This is a genomic window from Amycolatopsis sp. NPDC051372, assembly GCF_040682095.1.
In the GTDB taxonomy this organism is placed as follows: Bacteria; Actinomycetota; Actinomycetes; order Mycobacteriales; family Pseudonocardiaceae; genus Amycolatopsis.
The window spans coordinates 23,251-45,912 of sequence record NZ_JBFBAF010000030.1; the positions used below are offsets into that span (position 1 = coordinate 23,251).

Annotated in this window: 24 protein-coding genes and 2 pseudogenes; 8 read left to right on the forward strand and 18 right to left on the reverse strand. The window is 71.7% G+C overall.

Annotation, left to right across the window (positions count from 1 at the left end; all coding sequences use genetic code 11):
- Positions 1–169: 169 nt before the first annotated feature.
- Positions 170–1,039, forward strand: a pseudogene (locus AB0M56_RS36585) (SulP family inorganic anion transporter); the annotation flags it as partial.
- On the opposite strand, the gene AB0M56_RS36590 reads toward AB0M56_RS36585, so the two are convergent.
- The 7 genes from AB0M56_RS36590 to AB0M56_RS36620 form a co-directional block, all read right to left on the reverse strand.
- Complete coding sequence (locus AB0M56_RS36590) at positions 996–1,496, reverse strand: hypothetical protein (RefSeq protein ID WP_364184898.1); 501 nt, start codon at positions 1,494–1,496, stop codon at positions 996–998. The pseudogene AB0M56_RS36585 and the gene AB0M56_RS36590 sit on opposite strands and share 44 nt — an antisense overlap.
- Positions 1,497–1,612: 116 nt before the next feature.
- On the reverse strand, positions 1,613–2,020 hold the full coding sequence (locus AB0M56_RS36595) for an SHOCT domain-containing protein (RefSeq protein WP_364184900.1): 408 nt from the start codon (positions 2,018–2,020) through the stop codon (positions 1,613–1,615).
- Between the two features lie 235 nt (positions 2,021–2,255).
- Entirely contained in the window at positions 2,256–2,702 is a 447-nt protein-coding gene (locus AB0M56_RS36600) for a DUF6069 family protein (RefSeq protein ID WP_364184902.1), read from the reverse strand.
- Positions 2,703–2,870: 168 nt separating this feature from the next.
- Positions 2,871–3,431, reverse strand: a complete 561-nt coding sequence (locus AB0M56_RS36605) for a TetR family transcriptional regulator (protein ID WP_364184904.1) — start codon at positions 3,429–3,431, stop codon at positions 2,871–2,873.
- A 4-nt stretch (positions 3,432–3,435) separates the two neighbouring features.
- Complete coding sequence (locus AB0M56_RS36610) at positions 3,436–4,824, reverse strand: alpha/beta hydrolase fold domain-containing protein (protein ID WP_364184906.1); 1,389 nt, start codon at positions 4,822–4,824, stop codon at positions 3,436–3,438.
- A gap of 22 nt (positions 4,825–4,846) precedes the next feature.
- Positions 4,847–5,773, reverse strand: coding sequence for an oxidoreductase (locus AB0M56_RS36615; RefSeq protein WP_364184908.1), 927 nt, complete (start codon positions 5,771–5,773; stop codon positions 4,847–4,849).
- 152 nt (positions 5,774–5,925) lie between these two features.
- Entirely contained in the window at positions 5,926–6,519 is a 594-nt protein-coding gene (locus AB0M56_RS36620) for a TetR/AcrR family transcriptional regulator (protein ID WP_364184909.1), read from the reverse strand.
- A gap of 150 nt (positions 6,520–6,669) precedes the next feature.
- Here AB0M56_RS36620 and AB0M56_RS36625 point away from each other — a divergent pair, with 150 nt between their 5' ends.
- Positions 6,670–7,236 carry a hypothetical protein gene (locus tag AB0M56_RS36625; protein ID WP_364184911.1) on the forward strand — a complete coding sequence of 189 codons (567 nt, stop codon included), beginning with the start codon at positions 6,670–6,672 and terminating at the stop codon, positions 7,234–7,236.
- 106 nt (positions 7,237–7,342) lie between these two features.
- The gene (locus AB0M56_RS36630; RefSeq protein WP_364184912.1) at positions 7,343–10,441 is read left to right on the forward strand and encodes a discoidin domain-containing protein; all 3,099 of its coding nucleotides are present in this window, start codon (positions 7,343–7,345) and stop codon (positions 10,439–10,441) included.
- A gap of 101 nt (positions 10,442–10,542) precedes the next feature.
- Here AB0M56_RS36630 and AB0M56_RS36635 read toward each other — a convergent pair whose 3' ends face one another.
- Positions 10,543–11,367 carry an alpha/beta hydrolase gene (locus AB0M56_RS36635; protein WP_364184914.1) on the reverse strand — a complete coding sequence of 275 codons (825 nt, stop codon included), beginning with the start codon at positions 11,365–11,367 and terminating at the stop codon, positions 10,543–10,545.
- 208 nt (positions 11,368–11,575) lie between these two features.
- Between AB0M56_RS36635 and AB0M56_RS36640 the strand changes: the two genes are divergently transcribed.
- On the forward strand, positions 11,576–12,475 hold the full coding sequence (locus AB0M56_RS36640; protein ID WP_364184916.1) for an AraC family transcriptional regulator: 900 nt from the start codon (positions 11,576–11,578) through the stop codon (positions 12,473–12,475).
- A 47-nt stretch (positions 12,476–12,522) separates the two neighbouring features.
- Here the strand turns inward: AB0M56_RS36640 and AB0M56_RS36645 are convergent, their stop codons facing one another.
- The gene (locus AB0M56_RS36645) at positions 12,523–13,278 is read right to left on the reverse strand and encodes a GntR family transcriptional regulator (RefSeq protein WP_364184918.1); all 756 of its coding nucleotides are present in this window, start codon (positions 13,276–13,278) and stop codon (positions 12,523–12,525) included.
- 140 nt (positions 13,279–13,418) lie between these two features.
- Here AB0M56_RS36645 and AB0M56_RS36650 point away from each other — a divergent pair, with 140 nt between their 5' ends.
- Complete coding sequence (locus tag AB0M56_RS36650) at positions 13,419–14,483, forward strand: putative sulfate exporter family transporter (RefSeq protein WP_364184920.1); 1,065 nt, start codon at positions 13,419–13,421, stop codon at positions 14,481–14,483.
- A gap of 44 nt (positions 14,484–14,527) precedes the next feature.
- Here AB0M56_RS36650 and AB0M56_RS36655 read toward each other — a convergent pair whose 3' ends face one another.
- The 6 genes from AB0M56_RS36655 to sigJ all read right to left on the reverse strand — a co-directional run bounded on the left by AB0M56_RS36655 (position 14,528) and on the right by sigJ (position 17,820).
- Positions 14,528–15,094, reverse strand: coding sequence for a hypothetical protein (locus AB0M56_RS36655; RefSeq protein ID WP_364184921.1), 567 nt, complete (start codon positions 15,092–15,094; stop codon positions 14,528–14,530).
- Between the two features lie 70 nt (positions 15,095–15,164).
- Positions 15,165–15,344 (reverse strand): hypothetical protein, encoded by a 180-nt coding sequence (locus tag AB0M56_RS36660; protein ID WP_364184923.1) that lies wholly within the window; start codon positions 15,342–15,344, stop codon positions 15,165–15,167.
- A gap of 11 nt (positions 15,345–15,355) precedes the next feature.
- Positions 15,356–15,532, reverse strand: coding sequence for a hypothetical protein (locus AB0M56_RS36665; RefSeq protein ID WP_364184924.1), 177 nt, complete (start codon positions 15,530–15,532; stop codon positions 15,356–15,358).
- Between the two features lie 147 nt (positions 15,533–15,679).
- Positions 15,680–16,048 (reverse strand): hypothetical protein, encoded by a 369-nt coding sequence (locus AB0M56_RS36670; protein ID WP_364184925.1) that lies wholly within the window; start codon positions 16,046–16,048, stop codon positions 15,680–15,682.
- A 325-nt stretch (positions 16,049–16,373) separates the two neighbouring features.
- The gene (locus AB0M56_RS36675) at positions 16,374–16,832 is read right to left on the reverse strand and encodes a carboxymuconolactone decarboxylase family protein (protein WP_364184926.1); all 459 of its coding nucleotides are present in this window, start codon (positions 16,830–16,832) and stop codon (positions 16,374–16,376) included.
- Positions 16,833–16,929: 97 nt separating this feature from the next.
- Positions 16,930–17,820 (reverse strand): RNA polymerase sigma factor SigJ, encoded by an 891-nt coding sequence (sigJ, locus tag AB0M56_RS36680; protein WP_364184927.1) that lies wholly within the window; start codon positions 17,818–17,820, stop codon positions 16,930–16,932.
- A gap of 117 nt (positions 17,821–17,937) precedes the next feature.
- Between sigJ and AB0M56_RS36685 the strand changes: the two genes are divergently transcribed.
- Both AB0M56_RS36685 and AB0M56_RS36690 read left to right on the forward strand, forming a co-directional pair.
- Positions 17,938–18,264, forward strand: coding sequence for a maleylpyruvate isomerase family mycothiol-dependent enzyme (locus AB0M56_RS36685; protein ID WP_364184928.1), 327 nt, complete (start codon positions 17,938–17,940; stop codon positions 18,262–18,264).
- A 1-nt stretch (position 18,265) separates the two neighbouring features.
- Positions 18,266–18,478, forward strand: coding sequence for a hypothetical protein (locus tag AB0M56_RS36690; RefSeq protein ID WP_364184929.1), 213 nt, complete (start codon positions 18,266–18,268; stop codon positions 18,476–18,478).
- Between the two features lie 84 nt (positions 18,479–18,562).
- Here AB0M56_RS36690 and AB0M56_RS36695 read toward each other — a convergent pair whose 3' ends face one another.
- The 3 genes from AB0M56_RS36695 to AB0M56_RS36705 form a co-directional block, all read right to left on the reverse strand.
- A complete protein-coding gene (locus tag AB0M56_RS36695; RefSeq protein WP_364184930.1) occupies positions 18,563–19,543 on the reverse strand; it encodes an LD-carboxypeptidase in 981 nt (326 codons plus the stop codon).
- Positions 19,544–19,601: 58 nt separating this feature from the next.
- Positions 19,602–21,380: a serine/threonine-protein kinase gene (locus AB0M56_RS36700; RefSeq protein ID WP_364184932.1), complete on the reverse strand. Its 1,779-nt coding sequence runs from the start codon at positions 21,378–21,380 to the stop codon at positions 19,602–19,604.
- A gap of 165 nt (positions 21,381–21,545) precedes the next feature.
- Positions 21,546–22,358 carry an alpha/beta hydrolase gene (locus tag AB0M56_RS36705; protein WP_364184934.1) on the reverse strand — a complete coding sequence of 271 codons (813 nt, stop codon included), beginning with the start codon at positions 22,356–22,358 and terminating at the stop codon, positions 21,546–21,548.
- On the opposite strand from AB0M56_RS36705, the pseudogene AB0M56_RS36710 reads away from it, so the two are divergent.
- A pseudogene (locus AB0M56_RS36710) lies at positions 22,352–22,516 on the forward strand (helix-turn-helix domain-containing protein); the annotation flags it as partial. The gene AB0M56_RS36705 and the pseudogene AB0M56_RS36710 overlap by 7 nt on opposite strands.
- Between the last annotated feature and the right edge of the window lie 146 nt (positions 22,517–22,662).

Consider the following 22,662-nt stretch of genomic DNA (forward strand, 5'->3'; position numbering starts at 1 on the left):
AGCCCCGGCTGTCCGGGCAGCACCGCCGGCTCGACGGGTCGCCTCGCGAGGCGACCGAGAGCTACGGGGCCGGGCCGTCGACGCCGGCTGGGCCTGCTGGGCCGGCCGGCCGCAACCCCCGGTTCCCGTCGCGACCCGCCGCGCTCGTGACCGACGCCCGGCCGGCCAGGAGATGACGGGCATCGGGGTGGCGAACCTGGCGGCAGGGCTCTTCCAAGGGTTTCCGGTCAGCACCAGCGGCTCGCGGACCGCGGTCGCGCAGCAGGCGGGGGCGCGCACCCAGCTGACGGGCGTCGTCGGCGCTGTGCTGATCACGGTGATGATCGTGGCGGCGCCCGGCCTGTTCCGGAACCTGCCACAGCCGGTACTGGCCGCGATCGTCATCGCCGCCGCGCTGTCGCTGTCCGACGTGCCCGGGACGGTGCGGCTGTGGCGGCAGCGCAAGACCGAGTTCCTGCTTTCGGTCGCCGCGCTGGCCGGCGTTGCCCTGCTCGGCGTGCTGCCCGGCATCGCGATCGCCGTGGGACTGTCGATCCTGAACGTGTTCCGGCACGCGTGGCTGCCTTACCACACGATCCTCGGGCAGGTCGGGGGTCTGCGCGGGTTCCACGACGTCCGGTCCTACCCGCACGCACTGCGGCTTCCGGGCCTGGTGATCTTCCGGTTCGACGCGCCGCTGATGTTCGCCAACGCCAGGACCTTCCGCGGCGAGATCCGCCGGCTGGCCTCGGAAAGTCCCGCCCCCAGCTGGATTCTCGTGGCCGCCGAGCCGGTGACCGACCTGGACACGACCGCGGCCGACATGCTTCGTGACCTCGACGACGAGCTCAACGCCCGCGACATCAACCTGGTCATGGCCGAAGTCAAGGACCCGGTGCGGCGCAAGATCGACCGGTACGAGCTGACCCGTACCTTGGACCCCACTCGTTTCTACCCCACTGTCGGCGCCGCTGTGGCGGCGTTCCGCGAGGAGACGGGCGCCGACTGGGTGCCGTTCAATGCAGGTGGACGAGAATCAGGTTCTTCAACAGGATCATGACGACGCCGAGCAGCCCGGCCGCGCAGGTCGTCACGATCAGCGCCGCGCCGCGCAGCCGGGCCACCCGCGCCGCGGACCACGCGTGGTAGGTCAGGACCACCACGGCCACCGCCAGCCCGGTGTTGGCCGCGGCCACGGGTGAGGCGCCGGCGAGCCGGGCCAGCAGCAGCGCGGCGATCGGGCCGAAAGAGGCCGTCACCATGGGCCACGTGGCCCGCAGCTCCGCGGCGATCCGTGCCCGGCTCGGCAGTTTGCCGTCCTCGACTTCCTCGCCCAGCAGCTCCGCGTATTCCTCGGCCGTCCAGTAGACGAGCAGCGTGACCACGACCGCGACGGCCAGCGACAGGGTGGAGAGCTGCCCGCCCACGGCGGTCAGGATGGCCGCGGTGACGATCACCCCGTAGATGCCCGCCGCGCGTCGCCGCCCGGCGTTTCGGTCGCCCCCCTGCTCGGCCATGCCCACCTCCGCCTGCTCCTTACCGGAAACCGGCCTGGCCGGTCACCCGGTCGCGGCGGAGAGCAGGAGCGGCCCCGCCGGCCTCGGCCTGCCGGCGGGGCCTGGCCGGCCCGCGCTCACCGAGCGAGTGCCTTGGCCTTCAGGGATTCGTACTCCTGCGCGTTGATGGCGCCGGTGTCGAGAAGCTTCTTCGCTTCGGCGATCTGGCCGGCGGCGCCCTTGTCGCCGTTGCCGGCCACCGAGCGAACGTAGTCGTCGAACTGCTTCTGGTTGGACGACGCCTCGGCCCGGCGGCGTTCGCCCATGTGCTTGCCCTGCGCGATGAGATAGATCAGCACGCCGATGAACGGCAGCACCAGGACGAACACGGTCCAGCCGGCCTTGCCCCAGCCCGAGACGTCCGAGCGGTGGAAGAGGTCGCCGAAGATCACGATGAGCATCCAGAACCAGACCACCCAGCCGAAGAACACCAGCATGGTCCAGATCACGTCCAGGAACGGGTAGTCCGATTGAGCCAGTGCCATCACGCCTCCGATGCTCGACACCCGCACGACCGGGAGGTCCGTCCACAACGGACCGCCAAACAGGGTCGAGCGGCTCCCGGCCGTGTCCCCCGGCCTGCCCCGGCCGCGGGCTCCGCCCGCGAGAGCTGCCGTAAACGGTCACCGGAAGCGTTCCCAGCGACCGCCCCTCGCGGCATCACCCGGCGGAGGTGAATTCCGGCGCCGGGATCGGTTCCCCGGTGCCGCCGGGCTGAGCTCACCGCACCGCCCGGCCCGCCCGGACCGCCGCGCCGGCGACGCCGGACAGCGTGCTCGTGATCACGAGACCGATGAGGAGGTTCCCCGCGGCCGTCGCGAACCGGGCGCCGCGGTCCGCGTCGAGGCCCAGCGGGATGACGACGGCGATCGCGGTGACGAGCAGCATGATCGAAACGAAGAACGACTTCGCGCGTGGCGTGCTGATCAAAAGCAGGTGGAGCAGTCCCGTCGCCGCGAGGGCGACGACGGCGGCGCCGACCGCGTAGGCCACCGTGCCGACACCGCCCCAAGCGCCCTCGCCTTCAGGGGCCAGCACGGGCACGTCGAACAGGCCGCGCGCGACGAGCACCACCACGATGGCGGCCAGTGCCGCGACCACTGCCGTCGCGCCGCCGCCGGCCCACAGCCTGCCCGCGACGACCCGGGGCCGCGTGTCTCCGGTCATGAGCCCTCCGCAGGTCTCGCGCCCGCCCCCCGGGGCGATTGCCGTCACCGAAACACGTCCGGGGGCCGCGGGCTCCTCCGATTCGGGTGAAGCGGTGCGCGCGTGCCGTCGCGGCGGTGCGAGGCGCGGAATCCGCTCCACAGTGGATGGACAGCGGACGGACCGCCGTCAGTGAGCCGGGTCCACCAGCTGCCGGACGGTGTCGGTGACGAGGCGGCGGCGTTCGGGTTCGGGGACGAGGCCGCCGACGTCTTCGCCCTGGTTCTGCCACATGTTCGCGATAGTCAGCACGAGGGCGAGCAGCTCGCCGGGCGTTCGCTGAGCGGTCACGGCGCCGCGGCGCTGCGCGTCCTCGATCGCGGCGGTTTTGTCGGTCATGGACTTGGCGACGACGGGCCGGACGCCGCCGCGTTCGAGCTGGTACCAGGTGATGAAGCGCATCACGTCCGGGTACCGCAGTCCCGCGTCGTAGAGCTGGCCCGCGTATTCGGGCAGGTCGTCCGCGTCGAGGGGGATCCCGGAGACGACCTGCTCCACGATGGCGTCGTAGACCGCCTCGTACAGCCCTTCTTTGCCGTCGTAGAAGGAATACACGAGCCCGGCGCTGACCCCGGCGCGGGTGGCGATGCGCTCCACGCGGGCGCCGCCGATGCCGTGCTCGGCGAACTCGGCGAGCGCGCCGTCCAGCAGCTGCCGCTGCTTGCTCTCGGGGTCTCGGGTCCGGGCCATGCCGTCATCCTAATGAATGTTCATTCGCGCGGAGCTGCCGCAGCAGGCCGAGCATGTCCTCGCCGAACCACGCCTCGGCGATCTTGCCCGCCCGCACGGTGTAGATGCCGATGCCGAACCAGCTCGCGTGACGGCCGGTGGCGGCGACACCGAGGAACGGCCCGGTGTGGGTGCCGCTGTTGGTGAACCGGAGCACGACTGTGTCGCCGTCGACGAGGGTGTCGTGCACGGTCAGGTGCATGCCGGTGAAGGCATCGCCGATCGCGGCGCGCAGGGACGCCTTGTAGGCCTCGAGGCCGTGGAGGTCGCCGGCGCTGCCGGCGTGCCACGCGAGGTCGTCGTGCCAGAGTTCGTCGACGACGTCGAGGTCGCCGCCGTTGACGACCTCGGTGACGAACCGGTGCACGACCGCCGCGGGGTCGGGCGCCGTGCGCGGTGGCTCGAGGAGGTCGTTGATCCACGCGATGGCGCTGTCGAGGGCGAGGTCTCCCAGCGGGGTGGCCATGTTGGTGAATGCGTGCGGGGCTTTGGGCCAGATCTCCAGCCGCGCGTCGCGGCCGGCGAGACGCAGCCGGGAGGCGAGCAGGATCGCGTCGTCGCGAAGTGGGTCGAGATCGCCGACGGTCAGCAGGGTGGGCGGGAAACCGGCGAGGTCGGCCAGAGCCGGGGACAGCTGCGGGGCGCGCCGTTGCTCCGGCGTGTGGCGCGGGAGGGCGAGGTCGGGCAGGCCGTCGATCCAGGACCGGGTGAGCACGAGGCTGTCTTCGGTGGCCGCGGCGGCGCTGGGGGACAGGCCCAGGTCGTAGATGCCGCAGTCGAGGTTAGCGCCCCCGAACGCGCCGAACGCGGGGTCACCGGCGTCGCGCAGGGCCAGCAGCGTCGCTGCGGCGAGGTGCGCGCCGGCGGAGATGCCGCCGATCAGCAGCCGGCCGGTGCCGAACTCCGCGGCCGCGTGCCGGGCGAGCCGGCGGGCGACGGCGACGGTCTCCTCGATCTGCTCGGGGACGGTGGCCTCGGGCGCCAGCCGGTATTCCGGGCTGACCACGATCGCGCCGGTCGCACGGGCGAGGCGGTCGTTGACGAGGTCGTCGTCCTCCGGTGCTCCGGCGGCCCAGCCGCCGCCGTGGATGCGGTAGAGGAGCGCGCGTGGCTCGGGCGGTGTGAACACGCGCAGCCGGAGGGGGCCGGCGGGGCCCTCGACGTGGCGTTCGGTGGGGCTCAGGTCCGGCACGCCGGGGTTGTGGGCGGTGCCGGCGCGCAGGGCGGCGAGCCCCTCGGGCGTTCGGACGTCCGGGTGGGGCATCTTCGCGAGCACGGCGTTCACCTCGCGCTGGGCCTCGAGGAGCGCGGGGTCGACGTCCTGCCGGCGGAGGTCGAAGGTCGGGTCGGTCATGGGAGCAGGTCCTTTCGGGAGCTCAGAGGGCGAAGGTGACGCCGGTGAGGCGTTCGCTTTCGGCCCAGAGGCGGGCGCCTTCGGCCGGCTCGTCCGCGCCGCGGGGGAGCTTGACCGGCTTCGGAGTGCCGGAGGTCTGGTCGCGGCCGGCGGGGCCGTAGAAGGCGCCGCTGATCACTTCGGGGCTGGTCGCGACGTACAGCGACGGCCAGGCCGCGCCCTCCGGGGAGCCCATGGCCACGTTGCGGAGCAACGCGATCATCGCCCGAGAGACCACGCCTTCGGAGTGGCGCTGCAGGTTGGTCACGGCCGAGCCGGGGTGCACGGACACCGCGCGCAGGGCGGTACCGGCCAGCCGCCGGGACAGCTCCTGGGTGAAGACGACCGTTGCGCGCTTGGACTTCGCGTACGCGCTCATCCCGCCGTAGCGCCGCAGGCTCATCAGGTCGTCGAGCCGGCCGGAGCGCCAGGTCGCGGCGATCGCGCTGACGTTGACCACTCGTGCGGCCTCGGCGCGGCGCAGCGCGGGCAGCAATCCGGCGGTGAGGGCGAAGTGCCCGAGGTGGTTGGTGCCGACGGTCAGCTCGAACCCGTCCGAGGTCGTGCGGCGCTCCGGCACGTTCATGACGCCGGCGTTGTTGAAGAGCAGGTCGATCGTCTCGGTGGCCGCCAGCCGCCCGGCCGTCTCGGCGATCGAGGCCAGGGAGCCCAGGTCCAGCACGACGGTGTCCAGCCGCGCGGTGGGCTGGTCGTTGCGCAGGGTGGCGACGGCTTCGTCGAGCTTCTCCTGGCTGCGGCCGGCCAGGAGGACGCGAGCGCCGTGGTGGGTCAGCACGCGGGCGGTCTCGCGGCCGATGCCGCTGTTGCCGCCGGTCACGAGCGCGACGCGGTCGCGCAGGTCGCCGATGCGGTCGGGGGTCCAGTGGGCGGGGGCGAGGGTGCTGGTCATGACTGCCTCCGCTAATGAATGTTCATTTAATAAGACGGTGACACGGGAGCGCCCGAAGGTCAATGAATGTTCATTCAATAGTGGCGGCGCTCACCGCCGCGCGCGCCGGAGGTCGAGGGTGGCGGCGCGCGACCAGGCGAAATGGATCGAACCTACGACGCCCGGCCGGTCTTCTTCGGGGTCACGACCGGAGTGTCCCGGTACTTCAGGATTCCCTCGACGCCGAGGCGGAAGGTTTCGCAGACCGGTGCCGGATCGGTGAGGCAGCCGGCGGCCATGGCGCCGTCGCGCAGCATGACGAAGTGCCTCGCGGCCGGCTCGGGCGCCGTCTCGCCGGCCTGCGCGAGCAGCTCGGTGACGACCTCCAGGAACCACTGCCGGTGAGTGAGAACGGCCTGGTGGACGGGGTGCGCGGGATCGGGGTACTCCGCGACGGCGTTGAGGAACGCGCAGCCGCGGAATCCGGGCGTGCGGATGCCGTCGGCGATCGACTCGGCGACCGCGCGGACGGCGTCGGCCCCGGAGGCCCTGCCGGCGCGAGCGGTCTCGATGTCGGCGCGGATCGCCTGGTCGGCCGCCGTCAGGTACGCGACCAGCAGGTCGTCCTTGCTCGGGAAGTGCCGGTAGAGCGTGGCGCGCGTGACGCCCGCGTCGGCGATGACCCGGTCGATGCCGACCGAGTGGAGACCCTCCGAATAGAACAGCCGCGTCGCCGAAGCGAGCAGCCGGGCTCGTGCTTCGGACACTTCGCCGCCCACCTCTCGTCGATGGTTCCACGGTAGCAGATAGAACGGTCGGTCTTGACGACTCGGCTTCGCGGCTGCCATAGTCCTCACCACAAGATAGAACGATCTGTCTACCTGGCCGGGCACAGTCCCGCGACGAAGGAGAACTCCATGAGCACCAGTACCGCTCCGGCCCCCGTGGGCATCGCGAAACCCTTGCGGCGGCTGTACTTCATCCGTTTCGCGTTCGCTGTGGTCTGGGCCGCGCTGCTGTTCGTGACCGGGGCGAGCCTCGGTCCGGTCAGCACCACACTGCTCGTGCTCTACCCGCTGTTCGACGTGGCCGCGGCCGTCGTCGACGCCCGTTCGGCGAAGGGGAGCAAGCCGGTCACCGGCCTGTATGTGAACGTGGTGATCAGCCTGCTCGCCGCCGTGGGCCTGGCCGTGGCGGCCTCGTCGGGCATCCCCGCCGTCCTCGGCGTCTGGGGCGCCTGGGCGATCGTGGCCGGCCTCGTGCAGCTCGCGGTCGGCCTCCTGCGCCGCACCCTGGGCGGCCAGTGGCCCGTGATCTTCAGCGGCGGCATCTCCGTCTTGGCCGGCGCTTCGTTCGCCCTGCAGGCCACAAAGGACAGTGCGTCCCTCACCACCCTCGCCGGCTACGCCACCCTGGGCGGCATCTTCTTCCTCGTTTCCGCTCTGCGGCTGGGGCGCACCGCGAACGGGTCCGACGCCGGCTGAGTTGTCCTGAATCGGACGGGTTTCCCGTCCGGCGTTGCCTGCCGGTCGCCTCGGCAAGCAGAATCGGCGCCGACGTGGTGACAAGGTTGTCAACGAGGGGGCGGACATGGCGCTGAGGCGGCGCGCGGTGCTTCAGGGACTCGGCGCGGGCGGGCTCGCGCTGGTGAGCGCGGGCCTGGTGACCCCGGCGGCGCGGGCCGACGCCCCGGCCCGCGGTGGGGAAGCGCCCGACGACGTCGCCGCGACCTACCTGCGCGTGCTGCTGCGCCACACCCGCTGGGCCGAGCAGCAGTTCGACCCGGCGGCCGGCGTCTACCCGGCGAAGGACTTCACGTTCGCCGTGGTCCTGGGCAACGCGGTCCTGCTCACGCGAGACGGGTACGACGCTGCGGTCACGGGCGTCGAGCGCGAGGTACTGCACCGGCACACCGTCGACACCATCCGGCACTTCGCGGCGAGCAACCTCATCACCGGCGGCACCGAGTGGGGCCGCCGGCTGTTCTTCGACACCACGTTCCAGTCCTATTTCCAGCTGGCCGGCCGGTTGCCGTGGCACGACCTCGACGCTGCCACGCGCGCGAACCTGGACGAGATCGCGACCGGGCAGGCCGCGTACACCGCCGGGCTCGGTACCGGCAACGACCCGCTGTCCGGCGACTGGACGCCGAACGGGCTGGCCGGCGGGCACGTCGGCGACACCAAGCTGGAGGAGATGGGCGTGTACGCCCAGGCCCTCGCCCCGGGGATGGCCTGGGCCGCAACGGATCCCCGCGCCGTGCAGTGGCGCGAGTGGTTCGGGCGGTGGAGCCGCAACGAGACCGCGCTGCCCGCCGCGGACCTGGCCAACCCGCGCGTGGTGGACGGTGTGCCCATCTCCGCCAACACGGCGGAGAACCTCTACGACACGTTCCTGGTGGAGAACCACGGTTCCTTCGGCCCGCACTACCAGGAAGAGCTCTGGCGGACCTCCGGCCGCAACGCGATGCACTTCCTGCTGGCCGGGCAGCCGCTGCCGGAGGTGCTCACCGCGCAGCCCAACGGCGAGCTGCTGTGGCGCACGATGCTGCTGATGGCCAGCGACGCCGGCGAACCCCTGATGCCGATGGTCGCCGACCGCGAGCACCTGTACGGCCGCGACGTCATCCCGCTGGCGTTCCGCGCGCAGGTGCTCGGCGACCGCTACGCCGCGCGCGCCGAGGCGCAGCTGGCCGAACGGCTGGAGCCGTACCAGGCCTACGCGCCCGCTGATCGCGTCACGAAGTTCTCGGGCGAGCCCAAGTACGAGCCGGAGGCACGCGCGGAGATCGCGATCAGCTACCTGCTGCACGAATGGCGCGCGGACCACGGTGGCCCGGTGCGTCCGGTGAGCCAGGCGGAATTCGACGCGCACGCCGTCGGCGTCGCGGATTTCGGCGACGGGCCCGGCCTGCTCGCGCACCGCAGCCCCGCCGCGTGGGCAGCGGCGGTGAGCAAACCGGGGTTCACGAAGTTCGCGTGGCAGCCGCACCACGACGACTGGCTGTTCGCCGTCAGCGGGGCCACGCCCATGTTGCTGCCGTCCACCGCGCTGGCCGTGCGGGACCGGCACGCGACGACGTGGGCGAAGGTTCGCGACGGCTTCGACGCGAGCGCCGCGGTGTGGAAGTTCGACCACGGCTACGCCGGTTTCGCGACCCTGCCGACGGGCGCGGCGGTGTACTCCAGCACCGGTCTGGGCGCCGGCGAGGGTGTGGTGTCGGTGTACAACCTCGCCATGCCCGGCGTGCCGGGGCTGACCGGCGAGCGGACCTACCGCACCGCCGAAGGCGTGGTGACCGTCCCCGTCGCGCCGGCGCCGCCGTCCGGCGGCGGGCGCACCGACGACGTGACTTTCTCCGCGGTGACGGCCCGGTACGTGCGGATCCTCGGCGTGCAGCCGGACCCGGCGTACGGATATTCGGTGTGGTCGTTCGAAGTCCGCGACGGGGCGCCGGGCCCCGACCTCGCCCGCGCGGCCGCGGCTTCGGCCTCTTCGGCTTCGCCGGGCAAGGAGGCGAAGTACGCGAACGACGGCGACGCGACCACGCGCTGGGCTGTCTCCGTCGCCGACCGCCCGCGCGCCGACAGCTGGCTCGCGCTCGATTTCGGTGCGCCACAACGGTTCGACCGCGTTTGCGTGGCCTGGGAGGCCGCCGCCGGCCGTCGCTATCGCGTGGAAACCTCGGCCGACGGCACCACGTGGACCGCGGCCGGCACCTACCCGCTGCCCGCCGTCAGCACGACCGGCGGTTGGCTCGACGTCGACGGCCGAGCCGGGTTCGTCGTGTCCGGCTCACCGCACCCGGCCACCGTCACCGGCGACCGGATCGTGCTGTCCGACGGCGATTCCGCGCCCCTGCACGTCGAATGCCACCCGGACCCGCGCGAGCTGGACGCCGCGGTGCGCGCGCCCCGTCCGACGGCGAGTGACGCGGCATTGCGGGTTTCCGTGCTCGACGGGCACCTCGTGCTGTTCAATCTCTCCGGCGCAGCGACGTCGGGAACCCTGACCCTGCCCGCCTCGGGCGGAGCTGCGGCGCTGTACCAGGGCTCGCAGGTCGTCACCGCGACCGGCACTTCGTGGTCGGTGTCGGCGTCGCCCGCCGAAGCCCGCGTCGAACCGGCGCGCTTCACCGTGCGCGGCGTGGGCCACGCCCTGCCCGCCGGCGTGCGCGCGACCGTCGTCGACGCCGCCACTCTCCGGCTGACCGCCGACCGCACCGTGGTTCTTTCGGTGCAGCCGACGGGCGAACCATGGCGGCCCGTGGTCCTCCCCGCCCGGCACCCGGTGACGGTCACCGCCCACCGGACCCGCCCGTACCCCTTGCCGGACCTGGCTTTGGGCGCGGTCACCTTCCCCGCCGAACCCCTCCCACCGGGCATGACCACCCCTGCCGCCGCCGTCGACGACGATCCGCGCACCTCGTGGCGCCCGGGCCCGAACGGCCGCCTCGTCGTCGACCTAGGAGCGGCCCACGACGTCACCACGGCCGAACTGACCTGGACCGGCGGCCGCCTACCCGCCTTCACGGTCGAGACGAGCATCGACGGCCGCACCTACACCGCAGCGCGAACGCCCACCGCGCGCCGCACCACGACGGTCGCCCTCACCGGCACGGCGCGCTACGTCGCCGTCCACGTCACCGGGAACCCGACGGCAAGCCTCACGCGGCTCACCGTGCGGTGACCCGGCGAGCTGCCGACGGACTGTCCACACAGGAAACGGCAGTCCGGACGAGTCGCTCTACCTCGCCCGCTGCGGGGGCGAGGTAGAGCAGGGCGCGCCGGTCAGGAGCGGAAGAACTCCAGCAGGTCCGCGTTGATCGTCTCGGCCTTGGTGGTCGGCATGCCGTGCGGGAAGCCCGGGTAGATTTTCAACGTGGCGTTCTGCAGGAGCTTCGACGACAGCAGGGCGGCGTCGGCGTAGGGGACGACCTGGTCGTCGTCACCGTGGCCGACGAAGACGGGGACGGTGATCTTCTTCAGGTCCTCGGTCTGGTCGGTCTGGGAGAACGCGACGATGCCGTCGTAGTGGGCCAGCGCGCTACCCATCATGCCCTGGCGCCACCAGTTCTGGATGATCGCCTCGTCGGGTTCGGCGCCGGACCGGTTGTAGCCGTAGAACGGGCCCGAGGCCACCGCACGGTAGAACACCGAACGGTTGGCCAACAGCTGCGCCTGCAGGTCGTCGAAGGCGCTCTTGGGCAGGCCGCCCGGGTTCGAGTCGGTCTGCAGCATCAGCGGCGGGATGGCGGACAGGATCGCGGCCTTGGCGACGCGGGCCTCGCCGTGGCGGGCCAGGTAGCGCACGACCTCGCCGCCGCCGGTGGAGTGCCCGACGTGGATCGCGTCGTGCAGGTCGAGGTGCGCGGTGACCGCGGCGAGGTCGTCGGCGTAGTGGTCGAGGTCGTGTCCGTCGGCGACCTGCGACGAGCGGCCGTGACCGCGCCGGTCGTGGGCGATGACGCGATAGCCCTGCTGCAGGAAGAACAACATCTGGTTGTCCCAGTCGTCCGCCGACAGCGGCCAACCGTGGCTGAACACGATCGGCTGGCCGGTGCCCCAGTCCTTGAAGAAGATCTCGACACCGTCGTCGGTGGTGATCGTCGGCATGGCTTTGTCTCCGTTTCTCGCGACGTTCCCGAATACCTCGTGAATCTGTTGCGTGGACACTGAGCGAAGCGCGTCGAACCTGCGCTTCGCAGACTACGCTTGCGCCACCTCTGATCCGGTGGCGTTCACGTTCGAGGCCCTTGGATGATTGCCCGCACCGAAGGAGGGGACCACGCGTGAACGGCTCACGTTTCACCGGAATCGGCTCATGGACGCGCTGAGCCGGCTCATCCGGCTCGTGCACCCGGAGAGCAGCATCGACGTGCGGTGCCTGATGGCCGGCAGGTTCTCCGTGGACCACGAAGCGGCGGCACCCTGGCAAATGCCGTTCTACGTCGCGCTCGAAGGCAGGTGCACCGTGACCACGGCGGCGGCCGTCGTCGACCTCGCCCCCGGGCATCTGCTCGTCCTCCCGCACGGCGACGCCCACCACGTCAGAGTGACCTCAGGCCGGGAGCTGCCGTTCGAAGACGAACAGGGCGCCGCGTTCACCACTCGCCGCACCGTCGGCGCCGAGCCCGACCACGACCTGTTCTGCGGCCACTTCCACTTCGACACAGCCGCCGGAATGCTGCTGTTCCGCCTGCTGCCGTCCCTGCTGCACGTCACGCTCAACGCTTCGGCGCTCGCCCTGGCCGAGGTCCTGCGCGCGGAAGCCGCCTTCGACGGCCCGGGAACGAGCGCCATCGTGTCCTCGGTGTGCGACGCGCTGCTCGCGATGGCGCTGCGCAGCCGCCCCGAGCAACGCCTCAGGATGCCCGCGCTGGGGACCGCGATGGGTGACGACGTGCTGGGTGAGGTGATCGCCGGCGTCGTCGAACGGCCCCGCGAACCGTGGACCATCGAGCGCATGGCCGCGGCGGCCTCGATGTCGCGTGCCACGTTCGTGCGGCGGTTCACGGCGCGCACCGGGGGCACCGTGTCGACGCTGCTCACCACCGTCCGCATGATGATCGCCGCCGACCTGCTGGCGAACTCCGACCGATTCGTGGTGCGCATCGCGGGGGAGGTCGGCTACCGGTCCGAATCGGCGTTCGTGGAGGCGTTCCGCGCCGCGGTGGGCACCTCGCCCGCGCGGTTCCGGAAGAACTCGATGACCCGTGAGTGACGCGCGAGTGATCTCCGACTTGGTGCGGTTCGCGGCCGCGTGGCGCGTCAGGACTGGCTGACCAGCCGGTACCCGGCGGCGGAGAACTCGGCCGTCAACGCGTAGCGGTCGCCGCGGACGAGGGTGTGGCGCCACTCCATCGGGCGGCCCTGGGAGTGGCTCAGGCGGTTGATGGCGAAGGCCGCGACGTCGTGGGCGCAGGCGAGCTGGGTGCGTTCGGCGGCGGTGGGGATGACGGCGTGCACCTCTTCGCGGCCTTGGTCGAGGCGGATGCCGGTGCGGCGGGCGAGCTCGCCGTAGAGGCTGGTGTGCGTGAAGTCGGCCTGCAGCAACGGTTTCGCGACGTCGGCGGGCAGCCACACGCGGTCCATCGCCAGCGGCTCGTCGCCCGCCAGGCGGAGGCGCTCCAGATAGACCAGCGGCGTCGAGGCTTCGAGGTCGAGGCGCTCGGCGACGAGTGCGTCGGCGCGGACGTCGAACGTGCGGACGATGCTGTGCTGCGCGAGGCCGGCCGCCTCGACGGACGTGAACAGGCTGTAGAGCGCGCCCAGCGGCTGCGCGATCTCGGCCGGCGGGGCGACCCGCGGCTGACGACCGCGCTCGGCGACGACCACCCCGTCGGCGCGGAGCTGGCGCAGGGCCTGGCGCACCGTGTGGCGGCTGACACCGTACTCCTCGGCCAGCGCGAGCTCGCCCGGGAACTGTTCGGTGAACTCGCCGGCATCGAGCCTGGTCAGCAGCTCGCGCTGGAGCTGGCGCCAGAGCGGTTCGGAGCCGGAGCGGCTCAGCGTTCGTGGGGCCATGGCCTCCTCCGGGCTGTCTCGCCCGACACTACCGGTAGCCAAATGTGCGGACATAATCTACGTTCAATGTACGTACATTTGGGCACGGGCGGACTCGGGAGGGGAATGTCGATGGGGACACGCGAACGAGCGGGCGCCCGGTGACCGCCACCCAGGACCGGGTCGCCGACCGGCACCCGGCGCGGGACCGCGTCGCCGAAGCCGTTCCGGGACTGCTGGTGGCGCTTCTCGTCGCCGGGGTCGCGACCGCGCTGGGCTCGCTGGTCCCGATCGTCGGCGGACCCGTGTTCGGCATCCTGCTCGGCGCGCTGGCCGCGGCGGTCGTGCCGGGGCTGCGCGAGCAGCGGTGGGCGCCGGGCTACGGCGTGGCCTCGAAACCGGTGCTCCAGCTGTCGATCGTCGTGCTCGGGACCGGGCTGTCGCTGCAGGAAGTGGTCCGCGTCGGGGTGCAGTCGCTGCCCGTCATGCTCGGCACGCTCACCGTGGCCCTCGGCGGGGCCTGGCTGCTGGGCCGCCGGCTCGGCATCGATCGCGACACACGCACGCTGATCGGCGTGGGCACGGGCATCTGCGGCGCGTCCGCGATCGCCGCCACCACCGCCGTCATCAAGCCGAAGCAGACGGACGTCGCCTACGCCATCGGCACGATCTTCACCTTCAACATCGCCGCCGTGCTGCTGTTCCCGCCGCTGGGCCACCTGCTCGGCATGAGCTCGCACAGCTTCGGCCTGTGGGCGGGCACGGCCATCAACGACACCTCCTCGGTCGTCGCCGCCTCCTTCGCCTACGGCGGCGACGCCGGCTCGTACGGCATCGTCGTCAAGCTGACCCGCACGCTCACGCTCATCCCCATCGTGATCGTGCTCGCGTTCCTCACCGCCCGCCGCGAAGCCCGTCAGAACGCGGGCGGGGCCGGGTTCAGCATCCGCACCATGCCGTGGCGGCGCATCGTCCCGCTGTTCCTGGTGGGCTTCATCGCCGCCGCGGCGCTCGACACCCTCGGCGTCGTGCCCGCCTCCTGGCACCCCGCACTGTCCACAGTGGGCACGTTCCTCATCACCACCGCACTGGCGGGCATCGGGCTTTCCCTGCGTTTGGCGGACATGCGGCGCGCCGGCCCGCGCCCGCTCCTGCTCGGCGGCGTCCTGTGGATCGCCGTCGCGGCCACGAGCCTCGGCCTGCAAGCGGCGACCGGCTCGCTCTGAAAACCGCTGCGGGCGGGGCCGGCGGATCCGCGAGCAGGAGTCCCCTACCCGATGTGGTCGCCGCGGTCGGGGGACGGCACGTAGCGAACGTCCGCGGGCGCGTCGTGCGTGTGGATGAGGCTCGTGTCCCACCGGTGCGGCACCGACGCCGCCACCCGTTCCACGAGGTGGCTGCAGAACACCGGTGCGCTCAGCCGCACCAGTCGTGCGTCGCCGGTGTCGAGTGCGAACGCGTCGGTCTCGCCGGTCACCTCCACGCGCCGGTGCCGCACGTCGGCCGGACGTGGCAGGCCGTAGCCGTGCAGCAGCGAGTTGCGGATGATCCACAGCACCACCGCGTCGTCGTGGTCCACGTCGTGTTCGATCAGCAGCCGCTTGAATCGCTGCCCCGCCGGCACGGACGTCCCCGACAACGTGTCGAGCACGATCATGCCCAGGCAGACCCCGACCCACGACCGCGTGCCGGACCCGTCACCCGTCTCGGGGTCGCGCCCGTGCGCGGCCCGCATGTCGCGCAGGGCGAGCTCGATGGGCAGGTACTTCCGCCCCGGGTGCGGCGCGCAGTGCAGCCGCCTGAGCGGCGCACCGCCGCGGTCGTCGAGCGTGGTCACTGCCGCACGGTACCCGGCGGGCCCGGTGTGGCTCAGCACTCGTCGGCTCGGACGTCGTCGGCGGGGCGGCTCAGGCGAAGCGAGCCGCCAACTCCTTGGCCTTGGTGACGGCGTCCTCGTGTGCTCGGGCCCGAGACGCCTCGCACAGGCGAACGGCTTCCGGCCCCCATGCCCGCTTCACGGCGGAGGTGAGCTCGGGGATGAAGTCGATCCAGGCCTTGAGCGTGCTGGGGACCGTGAGGTTGTACACCGGGGCGGCGATCAGGCGACGTCGGCCTGTTCGAGCTCGCGGGCCAGTGTGGCACGCAGGGGGTCCTCGTTCCCGGCGATGAACACGTCGTCGGTGAGGTGGGGGAGCGGGTCGGCTGTCAGATCGCGGTAGATCACCGTCCCGCGGGGGTGCTGGGCCTCCCACTCTCCGCGAAAGGTGGCTGTCACGTCACGCGAGGTGGACGTGCCGCCGGGCCAGATCGAGCTGTCGAGGCATGTTCTGCTGACTTTCGTTCGGGGACGTTCCGGCTCCGGTGGCCGCCCGCCGTGACGTCCATTGTGGACCCGGCCGGATGAGTGCGCGGATCTGCGTGTTCAGGTGGCCGGCACGACGTTGTGGTTGATCCGGAACATGGTGGCCGGGTCGTGGGTCAACTTGGCGGCCGCCAAGCGCGTGTAGCGTTCCGGTCCGTAGATCGCGGCGGCGTCGGGCGCCTCTACCGGCGCGAGGTTGTTCACCAGCCGCCGGTCGCTTTGCCAGGGCCGCATGCCGTCGAGTAGCTCGGCGACCGACCTCTTGAGCTGTACGGCATGTCCCTTACGGTGTCGAGGATTGCCGGGGCCCACTGTCCGCAGTGGAGCCACCATGCGCTCGCCGTCCTCGGCCGTGCCGTTGTAGGCCAACCGCAAGGACATCATGAATGCGCCGCGTAGCGGTTCGGGCAGCGGTGGCAGCCGCAGCACGGCGAACGGCGAACGGCGAAATCATGGTTTCCGGGGTGCCCGGGTGCCAATCGGCCCACGCCCGCAGCGCGTCGGCCATTCGCTCAACCAGAACCGGCCGGTGCTCCTCCGCCGCGAAAGCGATCGAGGCCTGGGCATCGGCCGCGGTCTGGGCCGGCACGATCACCACGGGCACCAGTTCGTGATTCAGGTTGAACACAGGGCGTCCGTCGTCGTATCCCGCGTCACCCGGCAGCAGAACCGAACCCGCTGCCACCGCCGCCAGGGCCGCGGCCTCCTCCGAGGCCGCCGGCCCGCCGGCGCCCGGCAGACTGGCGGGGCGAGGTCAGCCGGCGACTTGGTAGCGGCTGGTGATGGCGACGCGGTTGAAAGCGTTCATCACCGTGACCAGCCAGGAGACGGCCGAGATCTGGTCTTCGGTGAGTTCGGCCGCGGCGGCGCTGTAGTCCTCGTCGCTGACGTGTCCGTCCGGCACGCGGGTGATCGCCTCGGTCAGCCGGAGGGCTGCGCGGTCCGTCGCCGAGAAGTAGCCGGTCTCCTCCCACGCGGGCAGCACCGCGATCCGGTCGGGGTTTTCGCCCTTCTTGAGGGCGTCACCGGTGTGCATGCGCAGACAAAACGCGCAGCCGTTGATCTGGGAGGTGCGGATCCGCACCAGCTCGACCAGGAGCGGGTCGAGCCCGGCCGCGACGGCGCCGTTGTCCGCCTCCGCCGACAGGGCGATGAGGGCCTTGTAGGCGGCCGGGTGCTGCTTGTCGATGCGGACGCGCTGCGTGTTCGTCACAGTTCCTTCGATTCCTTCGTGTGGTCCGAGCCGCGCCGTCCGGGCGCGTCGTGCGTTCTCGGCAGGGAGACGAGGCAGCCTCGGCGGGTGTGACAGCTCAGACCTGAGAAAGTTTGTCCGGGTTCATGACCCTGCGGTACGCGGTGATCAGACCGTCGGTGATCTGCACCGTGTCGACGGAGAAAACGCGGCCCTGCCGGCGGAACACGAGGGCGGGTTCGCCGCCGACCTCGACGAAGTCGATGTGGTCCGGACGCCACTGGCGACCCACTCGCACCATCACCTCGGCCACCCGCTCACCACCGTGGATGAGCTTGCGTGCCGCGGAGATCTTGCCGCCGCCGTCGGTGACGTAGACGGCGTCCGGGTGCAGGAGCCGCACCAGGCCGGCCAGGTCGCCGGATTCGTAGGCGGCGCGGAAGGTCGCCAGCAGCCGTTCGCGCTCCGCTTTCGGCGCCGGGGAAGGGGACTGCTTCGCCTTGGTCACCCGGCGCCGTGCCCGCGAGGCGAGCTGCCGGGCCGCCGGTACGGACACGTCGAGCACTTCCGCGATCCGGGCGAATTCGAAACCGAAGATGTCGTGCAGGACGAAGGCGACCCGCTCCGGTGGGCTCAGCTCCTCCATGATCAGCAGCATCGCCGTGCTCACCGACTCGTCGACGAGCACCCGTTCCGAGGCGTCCGGCCCGGTCAGCAGTGGTTCCGGCAGCCACGGCCCGACATAGGATTCCCGGCGGGAGCGAGCGCTCTTGAGGATGTCGTACGACCGTCGTGCGGCGACCGTGACCAACCAGGCCCGAAGGTCGTCGACCTCGTGCAGGTCGGATCCGGCCGCACGAAGCCACACGTCCTGGGCCACGTCCTCGGCATCGGCCACGCTCCCCAGCAGCCGGTAGGCTACGCCGAAGACCGCGGGCCGGTGCGTCTCCCACTCGGCGCCGAGCCTGTCCTCCTGCTCGGACCGTCCGGGCGCATGCCCATCACCCATGCAGACCGCAACCTCCTTCGGCACGTGGATCCAGCGTACCCATCGACATCCGGACGCTCGCACCGATGATCGCCGGACAGCCCTCACGGTGCGGGTGAGGCGGCTATTGTCACTGGCGTGGACGACCTGCCGGAGTTCCAGGCGCGTGAGCTGGCCGTGCTCGTCGAAGACCTGCGCGCGCTCGAGCCGCAACAGTGGCGGGCGGAGACGTTGTGCGCCGAGTGGGATGTCGAGGAGGTCGTCGCCCACCTCGGGGCGGCCGCGACGCTGTCGCGGTGGGCCTGGTTTCGCAACATGATCGGGGCCCGGCTCGACGGGGATGTGCACAACCGGCGGCGGCTCGAGGAGTTCCGGGGGAGTACGCCGGAGGAGACGCTTGAGCGGTTTCGCCGGGTCGGTCCCATCGCCACGCCGGTGAAGCCCGTCTCCGGCGGGGTTGGGTGAGGTGATCGTTCACGCCGAGGACATTCGCCGGCCGCTGGGGCTGAAGCACGAGCCGGACGCCGAGGGACTGCTCGCGGTCGCCCGGTTCTTCGCCACGAAGAACTTCGCGGTGAACAGCAAGACTGTGGCCGCGGGGCTGACTCTGCGGGCGACGGACGCCGACTTCGCCGAAGGCGCGGGGCCCGAGGCTGCCGGCCGCTGCTGTCGCTGGTGATGGTGATGGCGGGCCGTGCGGTGTTCCTGCCCGATCTCAGTGGTGACGGTGTGGCGGAGTTGACCACACGGCTGGGCTCCTGAGCTACGCGCATACCGCCGGTTCGAGCAAGGACAACGCCCGCTGCCGCGCGTCGAGGCCGACGCGAAGGCCGACCGGCATCGGCAGGTTCGGGCCGGCGTGCCCGAACTCGACGTTGCCCAGGACCGGGATGTCGCGGTCGGCGAGGACGATCTCGGGCAGCGTCGGGGATTCCGGGGGCGCGGCGAGGCCGTCGATCGCGTGCGGGACCCCCACGACCATGCCCGAGATCCGGTCCAGGATGCCGCTGTGTCGCAGGACCTGGAGATAACTCCACACGTACGACGCCAGGCCGCCCATCTCTTCCCAGAACAGCACCGCGCCGTCGAACCGGCCCAGCGGAAGCGCGAAAGGCGTCGCCTGCGCCAGCACGATGCGGTTGATCACCCCGCCGATCAGCCGGCCTTCGGCCCGTCCGGCGCGCCAGCACTCCCAGGACGGGGTGGCGGGCAGCGGACCGATCGCTTCCGTGCTGGTCAGCACCTTCGAATGGAGCTTCTCCAGCTCGGCCCTCCGCTGTTCGGGGGCGGCTTGCCAGTGCCCGCCGAGCCCGGGGGTGGCCAGGTCGGCGTGGAACCCGACCAGGCCCGTGCGTGCGTAGAGCACGAGATGCAGCAGCGAGATGTCGCTGTAGCCGAGGATGGGCTTGGGGTCAGCGGTGATCGCGGCGAAGTCGATCAGGTCGAGGTAACCGAGCACCGTCTGGCCGCCGTCGTGTGCGATGATCGCGCGCACCTCGGGATCACGCAGGAGAGCGTTGAACTCCGCGGCGATCTCCGCCGGCGCGGCCGCGCTCCACCACCGGTGCCGTCCCGCTTCGAGCAACGGTGCCCTGCGCACGCGGAATCCCATCCGCTCGAGCACGACCACCGCCTGGTCGAGGTCGGGCTCGTAGCCGGCTTGCAGCGGCCCGGACAGCGCGGCGATGACGACGAGATCTCCGGGCCTCAGGGCGCGGGGTCGTAGCAGCGCGGAATCGGTCACCGCCGGAGTATCCGCGGCTCCCGCAGCACCTCGCGACGCATTTCTTGAGCGCGCGGCCTCACGCTGACGGCAGCCGCGCGGCGACCACCGCGGCGATCGACTTCGCGGTGGCGCAGATGACGTCGAGCTTCCCCTTGTCGGCCTCGTCCGTGAGCTCCACGAGGACGACCTCGTCGCGTTGGGCCGGCGTGCCCTTCACCGTCGGCAGGGCCGGCGTGTAGGTGCGGTAGACGACGGTGACGTCGCAAACGTCGCCGTCGTCGTCGTGCGGATCGACGTACGCGCGGCGTCCGCCGACGGTGGTAGGAGTCTGGCCGTCGGGCGGGTCGGTGGCCAGGGGCCATTGACGGTCGTAGTACAGGTCCACGGACTCCGCGTCCTCGCCCCAGGAACACGCCCAGTTCGCGAAGTACCGGTCGGTCGGGTAATCGGGGCCGGCGACGCGGCGGAGAGTCGCGTCGTCGACGAGGGTGCAGGCGTCGACGCGCGCCAGGGATGCCGGCGGGAACGGCTGGGCGCGGCGGGCGATGGGGCCGCGGACCACGCGTGCGTAGGCGTCGCCGACCACGGCGTCGGACATGGCGCACAGCTGAGGGGAGTCGCCGCCGTCGGCGCGGACGGTGCTGACGGTGACGAGCCGCAGGTCGGGCAGGACGAAGTAGCGGCGGCACCGGCCGGGGTCGGCGTTCGGGCGCTGGATGTCGCCGAGGCGGCCGCGGACCGGCGGCACCTGCGGGTACTCCTCCGGCGCGGTCAGCTCCAGGCTGGTGACGATCGTGCTGCCGTCGGCCAGGGTGGTGTCGAGGTCGCAGCGGGCGAACGTGCCGAGGTTGGGTTCGAGGAACACCTTGCCGTACGGGGCCAGCGAGTTCACCGTCAGCAGCGAGCACGGGTCGGCGGTGCGGGGGTCGCCGACGAGGTCGGACGTCGCGTTCGCGGGCGGCGCCTCGCTGCGCGTGAAGACGAGGAAACCGGCCACCAGAAGGACGACGGCGCCGAGCACGCCGACGGCGACGAGCTTCAGCCGTCGCGGGCGGCGTCGGCGGGGCAGCTGTGCGGTCGGGGCGCCGCTGAGGAGGGCCTCGACCTCTGCGGCGGTGGGCCGGTTCGCGGGCTGCCGGTCGAGCATCACCGCCAGCGTGAGGGCGAGCGAGCCGGCGTTGCGCGCGGACTGCACCTTGCCTTCCGCCGCGCGCCGCAGCTGCCCGAACGGCCCGTTTTCCCCGCTGCCCCACGGGGAAACGCCCTCGACGGCGGCGAACAGCGTCGCGCCGAGCGAGAAAACGTCCGCGGCGGGGCCGGCGGCGTACCCGTTCGCCACCTCCGGCGCGAGGTAACCCGCGGTGCCGCCGACGCTGGCGCTGCCGGTGAGCGTGACCTCGTCCCAGCGGGAGATGCCGAGGTCGGCGAGCTTGGCCGTGCCGTCGTCGGTGACCAGGACGTTGCCGGGCGTGATGTCGCGGTGCACCATGTCGCGCGCGTGCATCGCGACGAGCGCGGACGCGATCTGCGCCCCGACGGCCGCGGCCCGCTCCGGTTTCAGGACGCCGTCGCTGCGGACGACCTCTTCCAGGCTTCGGGCCGGCAGGTACTCCATCACGAGCCACCGGTCGTCGCCGTCGACAACAGAGTCGAACACCGCCACGACGTGCTGGTGGTGCAGCGAGGCGCCCAATCGTGCCTCACGCCGGATCTGCCCGCCGTCGCCGTCGAGCGACCGCTTGAGCGCGACCGTCCGCCGCAATTCGAGATCCGTCGCCCGCCAGACGACACCCATCCCGCCGGCGCCGAGGCGCTCCTCCAGCCGATAACGCCCGGCGATCACCTGCGCAGACACGCGCACAGTGTAGGGGCTGGGCGGCCGCCCGTTCACGGTATTCCGGTGCCCGCCGTCACAGCCCAGCGGAGCGCGACCGCCACGGCGCGCCGGGGACGGTCGCGGATCCTGACCGGCCGGGCCGTCCGGCCCGACGGTGACGGTCCGTCCGGTCCGGACAGTGGGTCAGCTGAACACGACCTCCGCGTCGAGGAACTGGCGCAGGTGAGCCAGGAACGCCTTCGGGTACTGGAACTGCGACGCGTGGCCCGAGTACGGGTAGATGATCAGCTGGGAGTTCGGGATGTGCTTCGCCAGGAGGTGCGAGTTGACCGTCGGCAGCATGATGTCGTGGTCGCCGTTGACGACCAGGGTGGGCTGGGTGACGGCCTGCAGGGCGGCGTCACGGTCGGCTTCGGGCCACTGGGCCCAGCTCACCACGGCCTGCTGCTGGCGCTCGCCCACGGCGGGGGTGGCCTCGGGGTCGTAGTCGGTCGTGCGCTGGTGGCGACGCTGCCAGAACTCGCGGCCGGCCTGCTTGGCTGCGGCGCTGAGGCCGAAGAAAAGGTAGAGGTAGTCGTCCAGGGTCAGGTCGGGGTGCATGACGACATCGAGCACCTTCGCCTCGGCCTCGCTCATGTCGCCGGCCGGCGGGATGGTGCCGAGCAGCACCAGGCGGCGCACGAGTTCGGGGTGCCGGAACGTCAAGGCCTGGGCCACGGCGCCGCCGATGGAGAAGCCGACCACGTCGACCAGCGCCAGGCCGAGGACGCGCACGACGTCGGCGGCGAAGTCGGCCATGGCCTCGAAGGTCACCGGGACTTCGCCGGCCGAGCCGGAGACGCCGACGCTGTCCAGCAGGATCACGGGGCGGTCGGTGGCCAGGCCGTCGATCAGCAGCGGGTCCCAGTTGTCGAGACCGCCGCGGAAGTGCTGCAGCAAAAGGACCGGCGTGCCGGTGGAGGTACCGATCGGTACCTGGGCGAGAGGCGGTGACATGCACACCGGAGGCGACGAGTCCGCGATCGCGGATCCTGGCGGCGGCGACCGACCTGTTCTACCGCCAGGGCATCAACACCACCGGCATCGCCGAGGTGGTCGACCGTGCCGGCGTGTCCAAGCGGACGCTCTACCAGCTATTCCCAGGCAAGGACCTGCTCGTGGCCGCCTACCTCGACGGCATCACCGCCACCACCGAGCGCGACACCTGCGACGGCAGACCACGACCTCGTCCGGCCCCGGGCTCGCCGGCGCGTCGAGGTCGAGGGGGCGGACGTCGCCGCCGAAGCGGTCGATCCCGGCT

Bases quoted from the DNA above. Each gene is read 5' to 3' on its own strand.
- AB0M56_RS36590 (WP_364184898.1), bottom strand. From the start codon at position 1,496: ATGGCCGAGCAGGGGGGCGACCGAAACGCCGGGCGGCGACGCGCGGCG.
- AB0M56_RS36605 (WP_364184904.1), bottom strand. From the start codon at position 3,431: ATGGCCCGGACCCGAGACCCCGAGAGCAAGCAGCGGCAGCTGCTGGAC.
- AB0M56_RS36600 (WP_364184902.1), bottom strand. From the start codon at position 2,702: ATGACCGGAGACACGCGGCCCCGGGTCGTCGCGGGCAGGCTGTGGGCC.
- AB0M56_RS36625 (WP_364184911.1), top strand. From the start codon at position 6,670: ATGAGCACCAGTACCGCTCCGGCCCCCGTGGGCATCGCGAAACCCTTG.
- AB0M56_RS36645 (WP_364184918.1), bottom strand. From the start codon at position 13,278: ATGGCCCCACGAACGCTGAGCCGCTCCGGCTCCGAACCGCTCTGGCGC.
- sigJ (WP_364184927.1), bottom strand. From the start codon at position 17,820: ATGGGTGATGGGCATGCGCCCGGACGGTCCGAGCAGGAGGACAGGCTC.
- AB0M56_RS36610 (WP_364184906.1), bottom strand. From the start codon at position 4,824: ATGACCGACCCGACCTTCGACCTCCGCCGGCAGGACGTCGACCCCGCG.
- AB0M56_RS36630 (WP_364184912.1), top strand. From the start codon at position 7,343: ATGGCGCTGAGGCGGCGCGCGGTGCTTCAGGGACTCGGCGCGGGCGGG.
- AB0M56_RS36615 (WP_364184908.1), bottom strand. From the start codon at position 5,773: ATGACCAGCACCCTCGCCCCCGCCCACTGGACCCCCGACCGCATCGGC.
- AB0M56_RS36635 (WP_364184914.1), bottom strand. From the start codon at position 11,367: ATGCCGACGATCACCACCGACGACGGTGTCGAGATCTTCTTCAAGGAC.
- AB0M56_RS36705 (WP_364184934.1), bottom strand. From the start codon at position 22,358: ATGTCACCGCCTCTCGCCCAGGTACCGATCGGTACCTCCACCGGCACG.
- AB0M56_RS36595 (WP_364184900.1), bottom strand. From the start codon at position 2,020: ATGGCACTGGCTCAATCGGACTACCCGTTCCTGGACGTGATCTGGACC.
- AB0M56_RS36640 (WP_364184916.1), top strand. From the start codon at position 11,576: ATGGACGCGCTGAGCCGGCTCATCCGGCTCGTGCACCCGGAGAGCAGC.